We start from the raw sequence: 20,151 nt of genomic DNA on the forward strand, positions 1-20,151 counted from the left end.
GGCTACACCTAAACCCTAAAAATAGCCGAAACCCAATGCTAGCGGAGGTTTCGGCTAATTGATGGGGAAAAGTACGGGTTAAAGAGTCAGCGTTTCGTGCGCCTTGACGATCTCGCTTGCCACCACCTCGATGTGCTCGCGCTTGAGCATCGCCTTTGAGCGCAGCAACTGATACGCGTGTTCTTCCGACACGCCGCGCCTTTCCATCACAAGCTGCGTGGCCTGTTGGATCACTCGAACCTTCGCTTGCTTCTTCTCGAGCCGCTCAATGTATCGATCGCGCATGCGCAATGCCTGACATTGCGTCAGCGCCACCGCAATCGCGGTCAGCAATCCGAATGAGCGCACCGGCGACGGTATCATCGCCAGCGCGTTCAGGCGCAGCACCGCTTCGACGGTGATCGGATTTTCGTAGGACACCACCGGAATCACGGGCGGCGACATGCTGGTTCCGAGACACGGAAAATTGACCGAGAGGGTTTCGGGGCGCATCGCCATCAGCACGAGCCCGGTTCCTAAGGGCAAGCAGTCGAGTGTCGGCCAGCAGACCTCCACGTCGCACCCGATGCGGTGCAGTTGCGCGAGAAGCTCGTCTCCATCCTGATCTTGCGGATGAATCACAACAACTTTCATCGAGCGCAAATCGCGCAGGATCGCTAAGCTATCCGCGGCCCACTTCATCGTCCCGCCCTGGCATGTAAGCACTCACGATGCGAGTCTGCGGTCCGTTCCGGCGTGCTATGCAATATGACGCAGGGATCGGCATTCAGCAGTGAGCCTTGCAGGGCCAGTGAAGCGAGACTCGCAGCCTCGTCTGCGGGCTCGGCCTCGTCTGGGTCGAATACATCGTCGAGGCCCGGAGGGAGACGGTGCAGTCGCGCAAGCCTGGCGACCTCTAGTTGCATGTTAAGTCTCCTGGAGCCAGACCGAAGAGCGTACCGTGAGGCGGCCAGCGCCCAGACGATCCTTCACGGCGGGTTGACTCAATCTGCGCCAACGCCAGCACGTCTCATGCGCTTGTGTGGGCTTTGATCAGCTCGCTGGCAAGAATCATTGCGTCGCGGTTGAGTGGAATGACTCGTCCGCGGACTCGGGGACGGTAGACCGGGTCACCTTGTTTGACGTACCTCCCCGATAAGGCGCAACGCCCAGGCGCGGGAGCGGGACACGGACGCCATACTTGCTCCTCATAGTTGCAAAGCGTTGAGTCATGCCAACACAATGCGAAGAGCGAATTGGACAGTTCTTCCACGACCGTCACAGTAAAGGTGCGCGCGTCACCGCCATCTGTCTTTTTCGGACGGAACGGCTCGCTGTCCGGGCGGGGTCGCCCGGACAGATCCGGAGGATTGCGCATCAGGTCTGGCGGGGAAGAAAATTGGTGGATAGCTGCGAGTGTGGTCGTCCACGGGTCTCGACCCGTGTGCGCTGAAGCGAGGTGACCCGGCCGATACGATGACGGATGACAGGTTGATGGTAGGGCTGGGCAAGCAGCCGCATGACAGGATCCATTTTCTGACAGCATGTCCAAAGTCGCATTGTGTTCAGCGTTCAAGAGCGTGCCCCTCTTCAGGAAAGAGTGAAACAGTAGTCGAACAAAGGTAGTGGTCAAACAGGTTCTGACTTTGCAGCTATTGCATGCGTACTGAAGAGAAGTCGACCGTACGGCGAGTACACGGTCCTGCCAAGCCACGGCACGAACGTGTACTCGCCATATGAGTGGCTTCCGCCATGTATCCCGTTATGGAACATGCGACACGATGATTCCCTGGAGACGCCAAAGAGGAAATCGTCCGAGCGGGCATCCGGAAGCGCCATGTCGTCGTGGTGCCGAACCGCGAGCTTTCCGCTGGTGTACAGCGAGTGCGTAGCGATGAGAGAAGGTTAAGTCGAGCCGGCGGGAGAATCTACTCTACGGCTGGATATGCCAATGGCCCGTTAGCGTACCCCGCTTATACGGACGTATAAGCGCAGCGAGGGGTGAACGCTTACGATTGACCGCCCGTCTCAGTAGATATCGGGACGGCGGTCCCGCAATACGTGATTAAACGCATTCAATTGTCGGCCCCGGCGCGCGTCGGCCAGATTCACCGACGCCACCAGAATCTCTTCGTCCGTTGGACTGCCAGGACCGGCCGCCGGCCAACCTTGCGAGTCGACAATCAGGCTGCGTCCAAGAAACGGCTGCTCGCGTTCGACGCCGACCCGGTCCGCCGCGGCCACGAACAGCCCGTTCGAATGCGCGCCGCCCATCGCCAGCAGATTCGCCATCGCGGGCAGCTCGGCCGGCTGCGCAGGCATCGGCACCCAGTTGGTCGGCACGCACAGGATATCGGCGCCCCTGGCCGCCGCCATCCGGAAAACTTCAGGGAACCAGATGTCATAACAGATCGCGCAAGCCACCCGGCCGAACGGCGCATGAAACACAGGCATGCCAAGATTGCCCGGTTCAAAAAAGAGATGCTCGTCACCCCATAAATGCATTTTGCGATAACCGCCCAGCACGCCTCTCGGACCGATCACAGCCGCCGAGTTGTAGAGCGTATCGCCGTCGCGTTCAGCATAACCGGCCACCAGCGTGACGCCCAGACGCGCGGCAAGCGTGCTCCATTGCCCAATCGTGCCGCCGTCCGCCAAGCCTTCGGACAGCGCGAACGCTTCTTCACGCGACTCGAATACATAACCGGAATTGCATAACTCCGGCAGCACGATCAGGTTCGCGCCGCGCGCATACGCCTGCTCGATCAGTTCGATCGAGTGCGCCACGTTGCGCACCTTGGCCCCCACTTCCGGGCACATCTGTACGCACGCCACCGTCACCTTGCTCTCGTTACCTGTTGTCATGGCTGCACGCTCCTCGCAATCGGCGAGCGCACCGCGTCCCAGCGGTGCACGCTTTCATAGGACGCGGCTACGCGCAGAATCGTGGCTTCGTCGAACGGTTTGCCGGCTATCTGCAGGCCGATCGGCAAGCCGCGCGAATCGAAGCCGCATGGCAGGGATAGGGCCGGCAAACCGGTGAGGTTGAATGGATAGGTAAGACGCCATGACGCCGCGAGCGGGCTCTCTTCCATGCCCCCGGTCACCACCGTGGCCTGTCCGCGCCGCCATGCGGTAACCGGCGACGCGGGCGTCACGACGACGTCGACGCGCTCGAATACCGCCTTGAAATCATCGATCAGGCACGCGCGCAACTGCTCGGCCTTCAGATAGTCCGACGCCGACACCATGCGGCCGATCTCCACGAGCGTGCGCACGTCGTCGGCCATCGCGGCGGTCGCGCCGCGCTGCAGGCCGCGATCGTGATAAGCGCTCGACGACGCGAGTTCGATTGCGAAGATCGCACCCAACCCGTATTGCAGATTGGGCACCTCGAAGTCGATCACCTGCGCGCCAAGCGCGGCGAGCGCCGCAATGGCGCGCTCGACTTGCGCCTCGACCCCCGCCTCATTGGCGCCGAAGAAGTGATTGCGGCACACGCCAATGCGCATGCCCGCGATGCCGCCGTCCAGCGACGCGGTGTAATCCGGCACCGGTACGTCGGCGCTGCCGGGGTCGCGCGTATCGTGTCCGGCGAGCACGTTGAGCAGCAGCGCCGCGTCGCGCACCGACAGCGTCAACGGCCCCGCATGATCGAGCGACCAGCTATGCGGCACGATCCCCGCGCGGCTGACGCGACCGAACGTCGGCTTCAGGCCCACTACGCCGCACAGACTCGCCGGAATGCGAATCGAGCCGCCCGTGTCCGATCCGAGCGCGCCGTAGGCCATGCGCGCAGCCAGCGCCGCGCCCGAGCCGCCGCTCGACCCGCCGGGAATGCGCGACGGATCCCACGGATTGCGAGTGGGCGGCGTCTCCGTGCCCCACGCGAACTCGTGCGTGCGGGTCTTGCCGATCAGTACCGCGCCGGCCGCCCGCAGGCGCGCAACGGCGGCTGCGTCTTCGTTCGCGAACGCATAGCCCGGCGCGAGGCTGCCTGCCGTGGTCGGCATGCCGGCCGTCAGGTAGTTATCCTTGATTGCAATCGGCACGCCATGCAGCGGACCGCGCCGCACACCGCGCTTCAGTTCCTCCGTGCATTGCTCGGCTTCGGCGCGGGCGGCCGGGTTAAGACATTCATAAGCCAGCACTTGCGGATCGAGCGCGGCGATGCGCGTGAGCAGCGCGTCCATGACGTCTGCCGGCGAAACCTCGCCCGATGCAATGCCCGCGGCGATGGCAGTGAGATCGTCGTTCATGCTTCGCCCTTGGTGGAAGGTCCCGCATAAGCGCGCGCCGGACCGAACACGACCACCGGGTGCACTTCTGACAGGTCGAGTTCTCGTAACTTGCTAATCTCCGCGAGGATCGGCGCGTAGGTGGCGAGGTTGTGCGCCACGCGCTGCTCCGCGAACTCGACGCCGAGCCACCGGCCGAGCGCCCTCATGTCGGCATTCAACGGCTCGGTTGCGCCCGGCCTCGATTGCGGCGGCGTCAACAGCAACTCGGTCACGGCGGCCGGCGGCGCACGGCCGGGATCGTCGCGTGTGGGCATCCCTTCGACGAACGGGACGAACTGCCGCTGCGCCACCTCGAACACGCGCCGTAATTCGGCAACAGGCTCGTGATGTTCGTCGACCCGCAAATCGAGGTGGGCATAAGCCTCGTTGCGCACCACCTTGAGCGCCGCCGATTGGCGGCCGCGCTTGTCGCCGCCGGCGGCTTGCCCCGCTTCGAGCGCGCGCATCAGGCGCTCCTCCAGCGCGAGTTCGCCGCTCGCCTCATACGCGGCGAGCATCGCATCGAGCGTCCCGGCGCCGGTCAGCATGTTGCCCTGAATCGTGCAAGACGTGCCGCTGCGCTGCCCCGCCCAACCCGTACATTGCGAACCGCTCCAGCAGGCGCTTTGACCATTGCAGTCGACAATGCCGAGCTGCCGCAGGTCCGCGGCGGCATCGTCTTTCAGTACGCGCGCGAGCGCCTGTTCGGCGCTCACGCCCTGATCGAGCAAGTCAAGCGCATCAAGCGCGAGATACGGATTGACCCAGGATTGGGTCGATACCGCGCCCACGCCGGTGCGCAGATACACGCACATCGCGCCGACCGCCGGCACCGCCGTGCTGACCGCCACGCCCAACGCGCCGGTCCGCGCACAGCGCGCGACAATGGAAAACGTCATGGCAAACTTTCCCCTTGGCGTTACAACGACAGGAAACGCGAAACCGTGGCTTGCGCCGACGTATCCGCCGTGTCACCGGCCGCCGGAATCTCACCCAGTTCGAGCACCGCGTAGCGATTCGCGACGGCAAAAGCAAACTGCACGTGCTGCTCGACCAGCAGCATCGTTGTGCCGGCACTGTCCCGCTCGCGGCTGAGAATGCCGACCAGCCGTTCGATCACCGACGGCTGCATGCCCTCGGTGATTTCGTCGACCAGAATCAGCTTCGGCTGGCGAATCAACGCCCGCGCGACCAGCAGCATCTTCTGCTCGCCGCCCGACAGCGTGCCCGCTTTCTGTTTGAGGCGGTCCTTCAGAAACGGAAAGAGATCCTCAATACGCCCGAACAGCGGCTTGAAATCGCGATCGCGCATGAGGGCGAGCTTCAGGTTCTCTTCGACGGACAAGTCCTGAAACAAGGCCTTTTCCTGCGGGATGTAAGCGACGTCGCGCCGCGCGATCCGGTTAGGCGGCACGCCCGTGGTCTGCTCGCCGAACAGCGCGATGTCGCCGCTCTTTGGGCGAATAAAACCCATCAGCGTTTTCAGCAAGGTCGATTTGCCCATGCCGTTCTTGCCGAGAATCGCCACCACTTCGCCGCGCGCGAGCGTGAGATTCAGGCCCTTGAGCACCATCGCCTCGCCGTACCCGCTGTGCAGCGCGTCGACCTGAACAATCGTCGATGCATTCATGCGTCCGCCTCCGGCTGACTGGCGGCGGGATGCGCACAGCCCGCATACACCGCACGCACGATTTCGGAGTGCACGACCTCTTCGACACCGCCGTCCATCACGATGCGCCCCTGGTGCAGCACGACGATGCGCGAACTGATTTGCTGCACGAAATCGAGGTCATGCTCGACCAGCAGCAGACACATCCGATAGCGCGAGGACAGTTCGACGAAAATCTCGCCGATCTGCGTGCGCTCCTGTTTCGTCAGGCCCGCGGTGGGTTCGTCCAGCAGCACCGTGCGCGGTTCGAGCGCGAGCACCATCGCCAGTTCAAGCGCCTGCTTCTGGCCGTGCGACAGGTAGCGGCACTCGGTTTCGAGAATCCGGTCGAGTCCTGTCAGCCGCAGCACGTCGAGGGCCGGCTGCGGAAGCGCAAGCACCGGGTCGCGTTGCCATTTCGACGGCGGCGCCACCCGATAGCGCGCAACGCGCAACGCCTCACCGACGCTTAGCGATTCGAAAACCGTCGCGGTCTGGAACTTGCGGCCGACGCCAAGCGCCACGCAGTCGTACGGCGCGAGCGTGCGGATCTCCGTGCCGCCGATCTCGACTGTGCCGCCCGAGCGTTCCGCGCCGTCCGCAATGCAGCGCATCAGCGTGCTCTTGCCCGCGCCGTTCGGTCCGATCAGACTGAGGAGCTCTCCGGCGCGCGCGTCGAAGCTGATGTCGTCAAGCACCTTGAGGCTGCCGAAATGCTTTTGCACCTGTTTGATCGATAGCGCCACATGGGGGTTGTCCAGCATGCCGTCACCGCGCGGCAGCGCCGCGACCAGCGTCACCGGCGCGCTCACCACACGGCGGCGGCGCGGCAACGCCTGGCGCGCTGCGCCGGCTACGAGCGGCGCGAGGCCGCGCGGCATCGCCACGATCACGACGACAAACGCCACGCCCACCAGCAGCGTCCAGACATAAGGCAGATTGCCGCTGAGATAGGCGCTGCCGACGTCGATCAGCATGGCGCCGGCAATGGGCCCGATCAGGGAACCCCGCCCGCCGAGCGCGACCCAGATGACCAGTTCGGTGCCGAACACAAAACCGGCGTATTCCGGCGCCACCACCATCTGCACGCAGGCAAACAGAAAGCCCGCGAATGCGGCGATGACCGCGCACGCGTCCATCAGCCGCGCCTTGTAGCGCGACACATCGATGCCGAGATACTCGCAGCGTGCTTCGTTTTCGCGGATGGCGACCAGTAGCTGCCCCGCATCGCTGCGCACGAACATCCACGCCACCACGGCCAGTAAAACCAACAATGCGCCCGCGATGAAGAACCAGGCTTCAAGCGGAATATCGAAGCTGTCGAAGCCGGACAGGCCGCTGCTCGATCCGGTGAACTCACCGCCCGAATAGATGCACTGAACCAGCACGATCGGCAATACGAGGGTGACGACCGAAGCGTAGAGCGGTGATGCCCCGTGATAAAACGCCAGCCAGCCAATCGCGCGCGACACGATCCAGGCTGCGGCGATGCCGGCAGCGAGCGCTGCCGCCGCAAGCGGAAACGAAAAGCCGGCATGCGTGAAAATCAGACCGGCCGCGTAAGCGCCGATGCCGAAAAATGCCGACTGCCCGAATGTGAGGATGCCGGTATAGCCCCACAACAGATCGACGGTCAACGCAACTGCCGCATATAGAAACGCGCGAATCAGGTTGTTGACGAGGAAGGTCGGCAGCGTGACGCTGCATATGGCCAGAACGACGAGAGCAACGGCGCCGATCGCTGCCGGCCCCTTCCACGGCGAAGCCACCGCGGTGCGAAACGACAGGGTGGAAGCGGGATCAGCCACGTGCGAAGCCCTCCGGTCGAACGCGCAACAACAAAGCTGCCAGTACCGCGATGGTCAGACCGCCGAGCACGGGATTGACGAAGGTGCTGACCAGCACCTGCGCGCCGCCGAGCACCACGCTCGCCACCGCAAGACTGACCAGCGACGAACCGGACACCAGCACCAGCATGAACGCGCCGACGATCCACGGTACGCCCATGTTCGGATCGACGCTGGCAAGCGGCGTAATCAGACAGCCCGCGGCCGACGCCAGCGCCGCGCCGGTGCAGAAGGTCATGAAGCGCACCCGCGAACTGCTGATGCCGAGCCCGCGTGCGAGCGCTTCGTTCATGATCACCGCCCGGGTCTGCAAGCCGAGCCGGGTGCCGTTGAGCAGCCAGCCGAGCGCGAGCGCAACCAGCATGGCCACGCCGACCAGAATCAGCCGGTAGGCCGAGTACTGAGTACCAGCGAACGAGATCGCGCCGTCCACCGGACTGGCCACCATTTGCACGCCGCGGCCGAACGCCAGCGTGATCAACTGGCCGACGATGATGCCCAGACCCCAGGTCGCCAGAATCGCGTCGAGCGGGCGCGCGTACAGCGGACGAACGATGAACCGCTCGACCGCCATCCCCGCCGCGAAGCCGATCGCGAGCGCGCACGGCACGCCCCACCACCAGTTCAGGCCGGCGTGCTCGACGAGCACGCTCGCATAGCCGCCCGTCGTCAGAAACGCTCCATGCGAGAAGTTGATGATCTTCATCACGCCGAAGATCATCAGCAACCCCGCCGAAACGATGAACAGGATGGCCGCCGTGGTGACGACATCAAGCCCGAGATTCAGCATTGCCGGGACTCCATAGTACGGCTTACTTCAAGGCCGGACACTGCGCGCCCGGATCAACGTTGCGGAACGATTCGATCACCTTCACCGAACCGTCCGCCTGCACCTGGCCCAGATACATCGTGAGCGGCGTATGACGTTGCTTGTCCATCTGGATGTGGCCGCGCGGGCCGTCGAACGAAACCTGGGCGAGCGCCGGAATCACCTTCGCCGTGTCGACCGAACCGGCTTTCTCCACCGCGGCCTTGTACAGGTAGATCGCCTCGTACTCCGGCACCGACAGATCGTTCGGCGTCTTCAGATCCGCGCCGAAGCGTTTTTGCATCGCGGCAAGGAACATGTGGTTCGCCGGCGTATCGATGTTGGTCACATACGAACCGGAGATGTAGATGCCCTGCGCGTCCGCGCCCATGCTTTTAGCGGTGCCCTCGTCGACGGCGAGATTGCCGTACGGAACCTTCACGCCCGCCGCACGCAGTTGCTTGGTGAGGGTGACGTTCGGCGCGCCGCCCGCGGTCGAGGTGATGATCGCGTCAGGCTTGGCCGCCTGCAGCTTGCTGATGATCGATGTCCAGTCGGAACCGTCCATCGGCAGATACTCGTTGCCGACCACCTTTCCGCCCTGCTTCTCGATGTAGGTCTTCGTGAAGTCGAGCATGCCGCGACCGAACGCGTAGTCGCTGCCGATCAGGAAGAACGTCTTCGCCTTCTGCTGCTTCATGAAGTAATCGACGATCGGCGCGACCTGCTGGTCGGGCACCCACGCATCGACGTACATGTAACGATTGCAGGAGCGGCCTTCATAGAACGACGTGTAGATGAACGGCACCTTGCCGCGCGTCACGATCGGCAGGCCTGCGTTGCGCGCGGCACTCGTTTCCATCGAGATGAGCGCGTTGACCTTCTTTTCGAAGATCAGCGAATCGAACGCCTTTTGCGCGCCTGCCGCGCCGCTACCGTCATCGGCCACTTCCAGGCTGACCTGACGCCCCAGAATGCCGCCTTTCGCATTGATCTCGTCGACAGCCAGTTGCGCTGCCTGAACCACCGACGGGGCAACCACGCTATTCGCGCCGCTCAGACCCACGGGCACGCCGATCCTGACCGGATCGGCGGCCATGGCCGCGTGGCTCGCCATCGCGAGCGATACCAGCAGAACGGCTGCCGTGCCGCGTGAGCGGCCGGCATTCAGAAGGGAAGAGATTCTTTTCATTGTCGTCAAGGCTCCTTGGTTTTTTGTCGGATCGACTTAAGTGACGCAGCTTGGCTGTACTTAGAGCTGCACCCCGCGCGTGAGGGCGCCATCCACTACAAGATTCGCCCCGCTCACGAAGCTCGCCGCCGGACTCGCGACGAACGCGACCGCGTTCGCGATCTCCTGCGGGCGCGCCATGCGTCCGCTGGGATTCAACGCGAGTGCTTGCGCGAACAGCGTCGGATCGTTGTGTTCGATTTGATCCCACACGCCGCCTTCGAAATAGACGTTGCCCGGCGACACGGAGTTCGCGCGGATGCCCTTCGGCGCGAGGTGGTACGCGAGGCCTTGCATGTAGTGGATCAGCGCCGCCTTGAAGGTCCCGTAAGGGCCGGCGGCAAAGTCGATTTCACGGCCGGACACGCTCGATATCGCGATGATCGAGGCGGCGTTGCTCGCTTCGAGAAACGGCAGCGCGGCGTCGACCAGGTTGACCGTGCCCATCAAGTCGGTTTCGAATTCCTTGCGCCATGATTCGAGATCGTTGCCGATCGACAGCGCGCTCACATTCGCGACCACGATGTCGATGCCACCCAGTTGCGCGGCGGCGTCGCGTGTCCAGGCCTGCAAGGCCGGAGCGTTCGAAACGTCGACCGGGGCGCCCCATACCTTGACCGCGCCGCCGGTGACCTGCGCGATGGCCGCCACCGTCTGTTCGACCGCCGCGCCGTCACGCGCGCAGAGCGCGACGTCCGCGCCTTCGGCTGCCAGCGTTTGAGCAATGGCGCGGCCGATACCTTTGGTGCCGCCGGTTACAAGTGCCTTCAAACCTTTGAGTTTCAAATCCATGGTGGCGTCTCCTTAGTCAGCCGGTGCGAGATATTTCTTGCTGATCGCCGCGCCGACCGAATACTTCGGGTCGACGAAATTGCCCAGCCGCACCTTGCCGCACTGACTGAGCATCATGTAGGCATCCCAACGGTCGAAGCCGTATTCCTTTTCCATCCACAGCACCAGTTCGCGGTACGCGATGCGCGTCGCGTCTTCAAGCGGGCGCGCGCTGCCGATCGCCATCAGCAGCTCATCGGTTTCGAGGCGCGGCCATTCGATGTGCCAGCCCTTGATCAGATCGACGTGGATCGTAGTCGTGCTGGAGTATTCGACGGCGGTGCCGCACACTTCGCCGTCGCCCTGGCAGGCGTGTGCGTCGCCGATAAAGAGCCGCGCACCGGCGGAGCGCACCGGCAGATAAGTGATGCTGCCCGGGCCCATGTCGGGCACGTCCATATTGCCGCCGTGGTTGTCCGGTGTGAGCGAATTGATCGAGTCGATTTCCGGCGACAGGCTCAGTGTGCCGATATGCGGCTTGTACGGCAGCGTGACCCGCTTGCTCCAGTAGACGCCTTCTTCGTCCACGTCGATCTTGCGGGTGATCTCGGGCAGCGGTTCATTGAGCGTTGCGGTGTATTCCGTACCGGTCAGAGCGCCGAAGCGCGGAATCAGGCAGCAGGTGCCGCGCGGATTGTCGCCGCGCGGCAGCATCGATTCGATGTACACCGCCACCACGTCGCCCTTCTCCGCGCCTTCAATCATGATCGGGCCGCTTTGCGGATTCAGGAACGGCACCCGCAGCTTCTGACTCGGCAGATCCTGTTCCGTGAGGATCTTGCCGTCAAATGCGTCGCGTGTCTGAACCACAACCCGGTCGCCCGGGGCAATGTTCATCACCGGCGTCGAGTACGGTCCGATGGTGTAGTGAAATGTGCCCTGACGGGATTCGCTGAGTTCATGCGTTGCGCGGACTTGCCCGCGTGCGACGCCGCGCGTGTGCATGATCGATTGTTCGAGCCAGTTCATTACGGTGTTCCTGTTCAAAATGTGGGTTGTCGACGTGAATGGGCGCACCGCTGATGCCGCATCACACTGAAATCAGCGCTCTGACGTTATTGGCTTCCATCTGATCCCCAGGCCCCGCTGACACGACCTGGCCGCGTACCAGCACGACATAGTCGTCGGCTACCGCCTGCGCGAAATCGAAAAATTGTTCTACCAGCAGGATCGACAGCGATCCTTTCAGCGAGCGGATCACCGCCTCGATCTCCATCACGATCGATGGCTGAATGCCCTCGGTCGGCTCGTCGAGAATCAGCAGCTTTGGATTGGTCAAAAGCGCCCGGCCAATCGCAAGCTGCTGCTGCTGTCCACCGGACAGATTGCCCGCAATGCGCCGGCGCATCGTCTTGAGCACTGGAAAGGTATGGAAGACGTCGTCGAAGGAAAATTGCTTGCCCTTGGCGGTCTGATTGCGCTCGCCTGCGTAGGCGCCGATGCGCAGGTTTTCTTCGACGCTGAGTTGCGGAAAAATCTCGCGTCCTTGCGGTACGTAGCCGAGACCCGCGAGCACGCGCCGGTGCGACGGCGTGCGCGTCAGCGGCTGGCCCGCCAGTTCGATTTCGCCGCCTTTGACCGGGAGCAACCCGACGAGGCACTTCAGCAAGGTCGTCTTGCCTACGCCGTTACGGCCGAGTACGACGGTGCAGGCGCCTTCGGCCACGTTCAGCGACACGTCGCGCAACGTGTGGCTGCTGCCGTAAAACTGATTGAGTGCGGAAATCTTCAGCATGCTCACCGTCCGAGATAAACCTGAATCACGCGTGGATCGTTGCGCACGCTTTCCATCGATCCCTCGCCCAGCAGCTGCCCTTCATGCAGCACGCTGACGAGGTCCGCGATCTTGCCGACAAAATCCATATCGTGTTCGATCACCACCACCGCCCGCTCGGGCGACTTGAGCCGCGTGATCAGTTCGGCTGTGCGCGCGGTTTCGTGGTCGGTCATGCCGGCAACCGGTTCGTCGAGCAGGATCACTTGTGGATCGGCGACAAGCAGCATGCCGATTTCGAGCCACTGCTTCTGGCCGTGCGACAGCGTGCCGGCCATCCGATGCCCTTCGTCCTCGAGACCGATCGTCTCGAGCACTTCGTCGATGCGCCGGTTCTGCTGTGCGCCGAGGCGCGAGCGAACCATGTCCGCATAGCCGCGGCCGTTGCGAATCGCCAGTTCGAGGTTTTCGCTGACCCGCAGCGCTTCGAACACGCTCGGCTTCTGGAATTTTCGGCCGATGCCCAGGCGCGCGATGGACGTTTCATCGAGCGTCGCGAGGTTCGTGACCTTGTTCAGAAAGACCTCGCCCTCTGCCGGCCGGGTCTTTCCCGTAATGACATCCATCAAGGTCGTCTTGCCCGCACCGTTCGGACCGATGATGGCGCGAATCTCGCCGTATCGAAACTCCATCGACAGATTGGTGATCGCCGCGAAGCCGGAAAACCTGACAGACAGGCCGCTGATGTAGATGGCGGTGGCCGGTTGTGGCTGGTTCATCGGCCTCCCCCCTTGCTTTCGCTGCCGGCGGCCTTGAGCGTGCCCCACACGCCGTTGCTGAAATAGACAACGATCACGAGCGTTACGCCGGCAAGAATGAACGGCCACACCTCCGGCAGTTGCGCGGTCAGCCAGAACTTGAGTCCGTTGACCACGATCGCGCCGACGATTGCGCCGATCAGGGTGCCGCGCCCACCGATGGCCACCCACACGGCAATCTCGACGGACAGTTGCGGCGAAACGATAGTCGGGTTGACGATGCCGACCTGCGGCACGTACAGCATCCCGGCAAACGCCGCGAGGACCGCCGAGAGACACCACGCGAAGAGCTTCAGCGTATGCGTGCGGTAGCCAAGAAAGCGCATCCGTGCTTCGTCGTCGCGCACCGCGATTAGGGCCCTGCCAAAACTGGAGCGCGCGAGAAAGCGCACGCCGACATAGGCCACCACCAGCACCAGGCACGAACACACCGCGAGGCCGATCTGCGTGGACGTATCGGCAAGCTTGCGGCCCGCGAGGCTCGTGAAGCCGGTCATGCCGTTGTTGCCGCCGAGGCCCACGTCGTTGATGAACAACAGCAGCATCAGCGCATACGTGAGCGCCTGCGTGATGATCGACAGGTACACGCCGTTGATGCGCGAGCGGAACGTGACAAAGCCGAACGCGCCCGCGACCAGCACGGTGACGACGATCGTGGCGAAGATCGTCACATCCAGCCGCGAGAGCATCTTCCATACGGCGGGAAAGTCGCTCGCGCCCATGTATTGCATGAAGTCCGGCAATACGTGCGTTTCGGCGTAGGCGCCGTTCAGCAGATAGATGGCCATCATATAGCCGCCTATGCCGAAGAAGATGCCGTGCCCGAGGCTAAGAATGCCCGCATAGCCCCAGACCAGATCGAGCGCCAGCGCGAGCAGCGCGAAACACATGATCTGTCCGATCAGGTTGATGCCGAACAGCGACAGATGCAGCGCATTCGACTCCGGAATAACAAAATAGGCAAAGGGCAGATAGAGCGCCACCAGGACCAGCGCCGGGACGATGCCGACCTCCACGGACTGGCCCATCCATTTCGTTGCGAATGCCGACAAGGTGAGTCTCCTGCTGGTACGCGGATCGGGAAACGTGTTCATACGCGGGTCTTCAATGCAAAGAGTCCTTGCGGGCGCTTCTGGATAATCAGCACGATGAGCAGAAGCACGGCCACCTTGGCGGCAACTGCTCCGTAGAACGGTTCGATAAACTGGTTGATTTCGCCGAGCGCGAGCGACGACACGACTGTCCCCGCGAGACTGCCCGCACCGCCGAGCACCACCACCATGAACGAGTCGACGACGAAGCCCGTGCCCATCGACGGATTAACGCTGGCAATCTGCGTCAACACCACGCCGGCCAGTCCCGCGAGGCCCGCACCCAGGCCGAACGCGATGCGATCAACGCGCTCGGCGGGCACGCCGAGGCAGCGCGCCATGTCACGTAGCTGCGTGGTGGCGCGCATCAGCAAACCAAGCTTCGTGAAGCGAACCACGGCGAAGGTCGCGAGGAAGATCAACACGGCGAGCACGATTGCAAACACGCGGTTGTAGGTCACGAAAAAGCCGGGCGCAACCTGCATGCCGCCGTTGAGAAAGCCGGGGGTGATGAACTCGACGTTCTGCGAGCCGAACAGCACCTGAATCAGCTTGATCAACGCAATGCTGACCGCCCAGGTGGCGAGCAGCGTCTCCAGCGGCCGGCGATACAGAAACCGGATGACGAAGAATTCGAGCAACATGCCGCACGCGGCACAAATCACGAACGCCACGGGAATCGCAACGAAAATGTAGGCGTCGAACAAGCCCGGCAGATGCGCCTGCATGAAACGTTCGACGAGATACGTCGCGTACGCGCCGATCATGATGAATTCGCCATGCGCGAGATTGATCACGCCCATCAGGCCGAACACGATCGACAGGCCGAGCGCTGTCAGCAACAACACGCCGGCATAGCTCAAGCCGCTAAACAGAATCGACAAGCCCTTGCCGAGCGACAACCACGTGTCCATGTGGCGAATCGCGCCCTGCACTGCAGCCAGTACGTCGGGATCCGAGCGCACGGAGTCCTCCGCCGCAAAGTTCGCCAGCGCGGTCCGCGCGGTTTCGCTCGGCACCTCGGCCACAGCCTTGATCGCCGCCAGGCGGTCGGCCTTCACATTGCTGTTCAGCCCGCGTTTAGCCAGAGCCAGCGTGAGAACGGTCGCGATATTCGGGTCGTGCTGCGCCTTGACCGCACGGGCGACGACAGCGGGATCGAGCAATGCAAAGAACTTGTCGACCTGGTGCGCGGCCGTCGCGCGGGTGTCCTGCTGCGGCGAGAACAGGTCCATTTCCGCCGACGCCACCGCGAGCTTGCGCATCATCACGATGCTCGGCACATAGGGCGAATCCGCCGGCGCATTAGCGCGCGGCTGGAGGGTTGCGGCGTCGAGCGCAGGGTTTCCCTGCAGCGTCACCTGACCGTCCGCGCCGCACACCAGCGCGCCGTTGCGAATCGCATCGACGACCTGACGCGCCCACGCACGCTCATGCGTATCGTCCGACACGCCGGTTTCGACAAGTTGCTCTAGTGCAGCGGCCTTATCGCCGTTCGTCGCGCAGAACGACGTGAGCATCACAGCGCGGCCCGGCGCCGCGCTCGCGGTAGTGGCCCAAACAAGCGCCAGACAAGCGATCGCGCGAAAGATCTGCCTGAAATTGATCATGGGTGTTTCCATTCGATCCTGCTAGGGGGACCGGCATGCTTGCGTATGCCGATCCCACAACTGCCTGACTATGCGACAGGGACTGTCAAGCCTTGCCGATGAACGGGCTGAATGGCACGGGCTTCTCGATGTCTTTCGACTTCCACAAAATGTCGAAGCCCTGGGTCGCGTTGATCGAGCCGATCATGTCGCCACGCCACAAGTACTGCGTGGAAGCATCCATCTTCACCGTGTAACCAGCCGGATCGACCATCGACTCACCCGCGAGCGCTTTGCGCACCGCGTCCGCGCTGGTGGAGCGCGCTTTCGCGGCAGCTTGCGCCCATAGATTGATGCCGAGGTAGGTCGACACCATCGGGTCGATCACCATGTCCGGCCGATGCTTCAGGTTATGCGCGCTCACGTAGTTCTTCCAGTCGCTCTTGAACTGGCGGTTCTGCGGCGTATCGACGTTCTGGAAGTAGCACCAGCAACTGAGGTGGCCGACCAGCGGCTTCGTATCGAGACCTTCCAGATCGCTGTCGACCACGTCCAGGCCAAGGATCGGAATATCGGTTGCGCGCACGCCCTGATTGATCGCTTCCTTGAACATCGCCGGAATCGAATCGCCGACCACCGTCATCACGACGATGGCCTGGCCGCCCGGTTGCGCGGCGAAGTCCTTGATGTCGCGCACGATGGTCTGGAAGTTCGACTGCCCGAATGGAACGTAGTGTTCACGCCATGCCGAGTCTGGAATGTTCTTGGTCTTCAGATAGCCCTTGAGCATCTTGTTGATCGTGCGTGGCCAGACGTAGTCGCTGCCGATCATATAGAAGCGCTTGGCGGCGCCGCCCTGATCGCTCATCAGGTAATCGATCGCCGGGAGCACTGAGCTGCTCGGCGGCGAGTTCAGATAGACGACGTTCTTCGACTGCTCTTCGCCTTCGAAGTGAAGCGGATAAAACAGCAGACTGTCCTGCGACTCGACCACCGGCAACACCGATTTGCGCGACACCGACGTCCAGCAGCCGAACAGCGCCGCGCATTGGTCGCGCAGGATCAGTTGCTTCGAGAGCTGCGCATACATGGGCCAATCCGACGCCGGATCGACGACGACGCCCTGAAGCTTGCGCCCGAGCACGCCGCCCTTGGCGTTGATCTGATCGATCGTCATCAGCGCCGTATCTTTTAGCAGCGACTCGCCGTTGGCCATCGTGCCCGATTGCGAAAACAGAAGGCCGAGCTTGATCGGATCGCTGGCTCCCGCGGCAAACGCGGCCTTAGGTAGCGCAGTGCCCGCAGCGGTCACCAACCCGGAGCCGACTGCCGACAGGAAGGTACGTCTTTTCATTTGCTTCACTCCGACATGGATTAGAAATCGCAAACGCAAAAAGCCCGAAACCAGACGAGCTGGTTTCGGGCTTTTTTGGCCGGTGCCGCTCAAGACCCCTTTGTCTCGAACAGCGAATGGGTGCTGTGGTTCCCCGTTATGCACGGCGGATCAGCGTGACTCTATAAGCAATGGCTATGCCAGTTTTTGCAGCCGGTCAGGATGCGTACCGCAAAAACCTTTTGTGAAGCGGATGCGAATTGATCAGTTGCGTTCCGGCCAAAGCGGAAGGCATCATAAATAAAGCAGTCTGCGCAGCTAACTGGCCCGGTGCCGCACAAAGACAGTGCGCGTGCGCACCAGCCGCGTGCCACACGCACAAACAGCGTACTTCCCAAACGTAGCGACCATCGGTTTTGACGAATGACCCGTATTGATGCCGGCCGTACCTCGGACCCAATCAGAATTGGCGTGCTCTACTCACGCTCAGGTGTGACCTCAGCCGCGGAGCTCACTCAACTGCAAGCCACCATGCTTGCGATGGAGGAGATCAATCGCGCAGGCGGCGTGTCCGGCCGCGAGATCGAACTCGTCTGTCTCGATCCGCAATGCCAGCCTCGGCGTTATGCCGACCTCGCCGAACAACTGATTCTCGAACACCGGGTTCGGGTCATCGTCGGCTGCTACATGTCCAGCACGCGCAAGGCGGTCATTCCGATCGTCGAACGGCACAATGCGCTGCTCTTCTATGCAACACCGTATGAAGGCTTCGAATACAGCCGCAATGTGATCTACACCGGTGCGGCGCCGAATCAGAACACGCTGCCGCTCGCCGGTTTCATGCTCACGCAGTTCGGCTCACGCGTGAGCATGATCGGTTCAGATTATGTGTGCCCCTACGAGTCGAATCGCGTGATGAGCGATCTGATCCTCGAACGCGGCGGAGAAAAGGTGGACGAAACCTACCTGTCGCTCGATGCGCCGTGGGAGAGTTATCTGGATGTCGCAAAGCGGATCAAGCAGCTCGCACCCGACTTCATTTTCTCCACGGTCGTGGGCGAAGGCATTCCATATCTGTACCGTGCGTTTGCGCAGGTCGGGCTCGATCCGTACCGCACGCCTATCGCCAGCCACATGACCAGTGAAGCCGAAATTGCGGTAATGGGAAACGACCTCGCACAAGGACACATCACCTCGGCCGCGTACTTCCAGAGTGTGGATACAGCCGCGAACCTCGGCGCCGTCGCCCGCTATCAGGCCCGCTTCGGCGACGATCAGCCGACCAACATGTGCTGGGAAGCCTCCTATTTCCAGATGTATCTGCTCGCGGATGCAATCCGCCGCGTCGGCTCCGACGACCCGGCGCTGTTGCTGCGCGTGTTGCCCGGACTCGAATTCGACGCGCCGCAAGGCCGCGTGCGTATCGACGAGCACAATAACCACACCTACCTGCGTCCGTTGATCGGCCGGGTCGACGCGCATGGCCGCTTCGATATCATCGGGCGCGCGCCTGAACGCGTGAAGGCGGATCCCTACGTCGTCTCTCACAGCACGCCAGCGTGGACCGCGCACGCGCATCCTGAACTCGCACGCACGGGAGCGGATCGATGACGAGGACCGCGCAGACGCCGGCGATCCTGCGCGACCTGCGTTCGCTAAAAGTCATTGTGATTCATCCGCAGGATCAGGATGGCGAAGAGTTGCTCGCGCAGCTTCAGCGCATTGGCTGTGACGTGCAGGTATGCTGGCCGCGCCTCGACAGCCTGCCTTCCGACACCGGCCTCGTTGTCATGGCGATGCGTCCTGAGACGCTGTCAGTCGATTATCCGTGGCTCGGAACCAGTACTTCGCCGCCGGTGATTCCGGTCGTGACTTACGAAAATCCGATCACCATCGAAGCGGTGCTGAGGTTGAATGCGTTCGCGACGATCCCGTCGCCGGTCCGCTCGTTTGGGTTATTGACAGCCATCGCGGTCGCGCTCACGCAATTCAAGGCATCCCGCGCACGTGAGCGATACATCGAACGGCTCGAGCAGAAGCAGGCGAAGGTTCGGGTGATCCAGCAGGCCACGCGGATTGTAATGGACTCGCGCGGCATGTCTGAAGAAGATGCATATCAGCTGCTGCGCTCACAGGCCATGCTCAAACGCGAACAAATCGAGACGGTGGCCGGCGACATCGTCAAGGCACACGAAACCCTGAGTTTCTAACGCCGGCTCTTGCCGACCGGATGTTTGTAATAGAACCTCGCCGGGAACCGCTGCCTGGTCGATAGCGACGCCCCAGACTTACCAATGGTAGTCTCGATGTTGACTGCTACTATGCTGAGCCTGTGCAATATGAACAAACAGTGGACCATAACCGATGTTCCGCCGCAGATCGGCAAGCGAGTTCTCATCACTGGAGCGAACAGCGGCATTGGCTCTACTGAAGATGCTGGGTCCTGGCGTGACACCGTGAAACTGAAATGCGCTGAGAATGGTGTTGAAGCGAAAAAAAAGAATTGCTCAGAGCAGGCCTGTTGATAGGCGACTGCCACGGCTGAACAGCTGATAGCTGCCGTGAGCGCGGTTGAAACGGTCAAAACGGGACGGCCAGAAAACACTTAGTTTTTAGAAACACCAACGATTCACCGTGCTTCCACGTGCCCCTTTGCCGCATCGTTCAGGCTTAAACGACCGACCTGGCGAACCTGTTGCCCTTTAGTCAGCGGGAAGGCCTCGTATCGTTTGTAGAAAGCGCTCTGCATACGGGACAGCAGTGCGATGTAAGCGCTGAGATCGATGCCCTTCCGCGCGCCGGCAGCACCGCCGTGTATTCTCGAGTGCGAACGAAACAAACTCTCGCTACCGCGGGCCCACTTATCTTGAAGGACAGTTCAACGTTTTCACATGCATGTTCTGACAGGGATAACTAGGCGGAAGCCTCGGTGCTTCGCTCAAACGCGATGCATATAAGCTTGTTCCCGTCGTTGGGGCGGCG

Annotated in this window: 19 protein-coding genes; 3 read left to right on the forward strand and 16 right to left on the reverse strand. The window is 62.3% G+C overall.

Annotation, left to right across the window (positions count from 1 at the left end):
* Positions 1–78 precede the first annotated feature (78 nt).
* The 16 genes from AWB69_RS16660 to AWB69_RS16735 all read right to left on the reverse strand — a co-directional run bounded on the left by AWB69_RS16660 (position 79) and on the right by AWB69_RS16735 (position 17,190).
* Positions 79–633, reverse strand: a complete 555-nt coding sequence (locus AWB69_RS16660) for an ANTAR domain-containing response regulator (protein WP_231937137.1) — start codon at positions 631–633, stop codon at positions 79–81.
* Between the two features lie 376 nt (positions 634–1,009).
* On the reverse strand, positions 1,010–1,525 hold the full coding sequence (locus AWB69_RS45775; RefSeq protein WP_331712678.1) for a DUF3331 domain-containing protein: 516 nt from the start codon (positions 1,523–1,525) through the stop codon (positions 1,010–1,012).
* Positions 1,526–2,007: 482 nt separating this feature from the next.
* A complete protein-coding gene (locus AWB69_RS16670; protein WP_062890653.1) occupies positions 2,008–2,844 on the reverse strand; it encodes a nitrilase family protein in 837 nt (278 codons plus the stop codon).
* Positions 2,841–4,238, reverse strand: a complete 1,398-nt coding sequence (locus AWB69_RS16675) for an Asp-tRNA(Asn)/Glu-tRNA(Gln) amidotransferase GatCAB subunit A (RefSeq protein ID WP_062086612.1) — start codon at positions 4,236–4,238, stop codon at positions 2,841–2,843. Before AWB69_RS16675 ends, AWB69_RS16670 begins: the two co-directional genes overlap by 4 nt.
* Positions 4,235–5,158, reverse strand: a complete 924-nt coding sequence (locus AWB69_RS16680) for a DUF1028 domain-containing protein (RefSeq protein WP_062086615.1) — start codon at positions 5,156–5,158, stop codon at positions 4,235–4,237. Before AWB69_RS16680 ends, AWB69_RS16675 begins: the two co-directional genes overlap by 4 nt.
* A gap of 20 nt (positions 5,159–5,178) precedes the next feature.
* Complete coding sequence (locus AWB69_RS16685; protein WP_062086617.1) at positions 5,179–5,889, reverse strand: ABC transporter ATP-binding protein; 711 nt, start codon at positions 5,887–5,889, stop codon at positions 5,179–5,181.
* Complete coding sequence (locus AWB69_RS16690) at positions 5,886–7,715, reverse strand: ABC transporter permease subunit (protein WP_231937138.1); 1,830 nt, start codon at positions 7,713–7,715, stop codon at positions 5,886–5,888. Before AWB69_RS16690 ends, AWB69_RS16685 begins: the two co-directional genes overlap by 4 nt.
* Entirely contained in the window at positions 7,708–8,541 is an 834-nt protein-coding gene (locus AWB69_RS16695; RefSeq protein ID WP_197500258.1) for a branched-chain amino acid ABC transporter permease, read from the reverse strand. The genes AWB69_RS16690 and AWB69_RS16695 overlap by 8 nt, the downstream gene beginning before the upstream one ends.
* 25 nt (positions 8,542–8,566) lie before the next feature.
* The gene (locus AWB69_RS16700; protein ID WP_197500259.1) at positions 8,567–9,679 is read right to left on the reverse strand and encodes a substrate-binding protein; all 1,113 of its coding nucleotides are present in this window, start codon (positions 9,677–9,679) and stop codon (positions 8,567–8,569) included.
* 135 nt (positions 9,680–9,814) lie between these two features.
* A complete protein-coding gene (locus AWB69_RS16705; protein WP_062086623.1) occupies positions 9,815–10,585 on the reverse strand; it encodes an SDR family NAD(P)-dependent oxidoreductase in 771 nt (256 codons plus the stop codon).
* A 12-nt stretch (positions 10,586–10,597) separates the two neighbouring features.
* The gene (locus AWB69_RS16710) at positions 10,598–11,593 is read right to left on the reverse strand and encodes an acetamidase/formamidase family protein (RefSeq protein ID WP_062086625.1); all 996 of its coding nucleotides are present in this window, start codon (positions 11,591–11,593) and stop codon (positions 10,598–10,600) included.
* 61 nt (positions 11,594–11,654) lie between these two features.
* Complete coding sequence (urtE, locus tag AWB69_RS16715; RefSeq protein ID WP_062086627.1) at positions 11,655–12,359, reverse strand: urea ABC transporter ATP-binding subunit UrtE; 705 nt, start codon at positions 12,357–12,359, stop codon at positions 11,655–11,657.
* 2 nt (positions 12,360–12,361) lie between these two features.
* Entirely contained in the window at positions 12,362–13,117 is a 756-nt protein-coding gene (urtD, locus tag AWB69_RS16720; RefSeq protein ID WP_062086629.1) for an urea ABC transporter ATP-binding protein UrtD, read from the reverse strand.
* Positions 13,114–14,250 (reverse strand): urea ABC transporter permease subunit UrtC, encoded by a 1,137-nt coding sequence (gene urtC, locus AWB69_RS16725; RefSeq protein ID WP_062086631.1) that lies wholly within the window; start codon positions 14,248–14,250, stop codon positions 13,114–13,116. The genes urtD and urtC overlap by 4 nt, the downstream gene beginning before the upstream one ends.
* The gene (gene urtB / locus AWB69_RS16730; RefSeq protein ID WP_062086633.1) at positions 14,247–15,857 is read right to left on the reverse strand and encodes an urea ABC transporter permease subunit UrtB; all 1,611 of its coding nucleotides are present in this window, start codon (positions 15,855–15,857) and stop codon (positions 14,247–14,249) included. The genes urtC and urtB overlap by 4 nt, the downstream gene beginning before the upstream one ends.
* Before the next feature lie 85 nt (positions 15,858–15,942).
* On the reverse strand, positions 15,943–17,190 hold the full coding sequence (locus AWB69_RS16735; protein WP_062086635.1) for an urea ABC transporter substrate-binding protein: 1,248 nt from the start codon (positions 17,188–17,190) through the stop codon (positions 15,943–15,945).
* A 402-nt stretch (positions 17,191–17,592) separates the two neighbouring features.
* Between AWB69_RS16735 and AWB69_RS16740 the strand changes: the two genes are divergently transcribed.
* The 3 genes from AWB69_RS16740 to AWB69_RS45780 all read left to right on the forward strand — a co-directional run bounded on the left by AWB69_RS16740 (position 17,593) and on the right by AWB69_RS45780 (position 19,694).
* Positions 17,593–18,780, forward strand: coding sequence for a transporter substrate-binding domain-containing protein (locus AWB69_RS16740; protein ID WP_062086637.1), 1,188 nt, complete (start codon positions 17,593–17,595; stop codon positions 18,778–18,780).
* Positions 18,777–19,379, forward strand: a complete 603-nt coding sequence (locus tag AWB69_RS16745; RefSeq protein ID WP_062086639.1) for an ANTAR domain-containing response regulator — start codon at positions 18,777–18,779, stop codon at positions 19,377–19,379. The genes AWB69_RS16740 and AWB69_RS16745 overlap by 4 nt, the downstream gene beginning before the upstream one ends.
* 96 nt (positions 19,380–19,475) lie before the next feature.
* On the forward strand, positions 19,476–19,694 hold the full coding sequence (locus AWB69_RS45780; protein WP_156528877.1) for a hypothetical protein: 219 nt from the start codon (positions 19,476–19,478) through the stop codon (positions 19,692–19,694).
* Positions 19,695–20,151 lie beyond the last annotated feature (457 nt).

It is taken from the genome of Caballeronia udeis, assembly GCF_001544555.2.
Taxonomy (GTDB): Bacteria; Pseudomonadota; Gammaproteobacteria; order Burkholderiales; family Burkholderiaceae; genus Caballeronia; species Caballeronia udeis.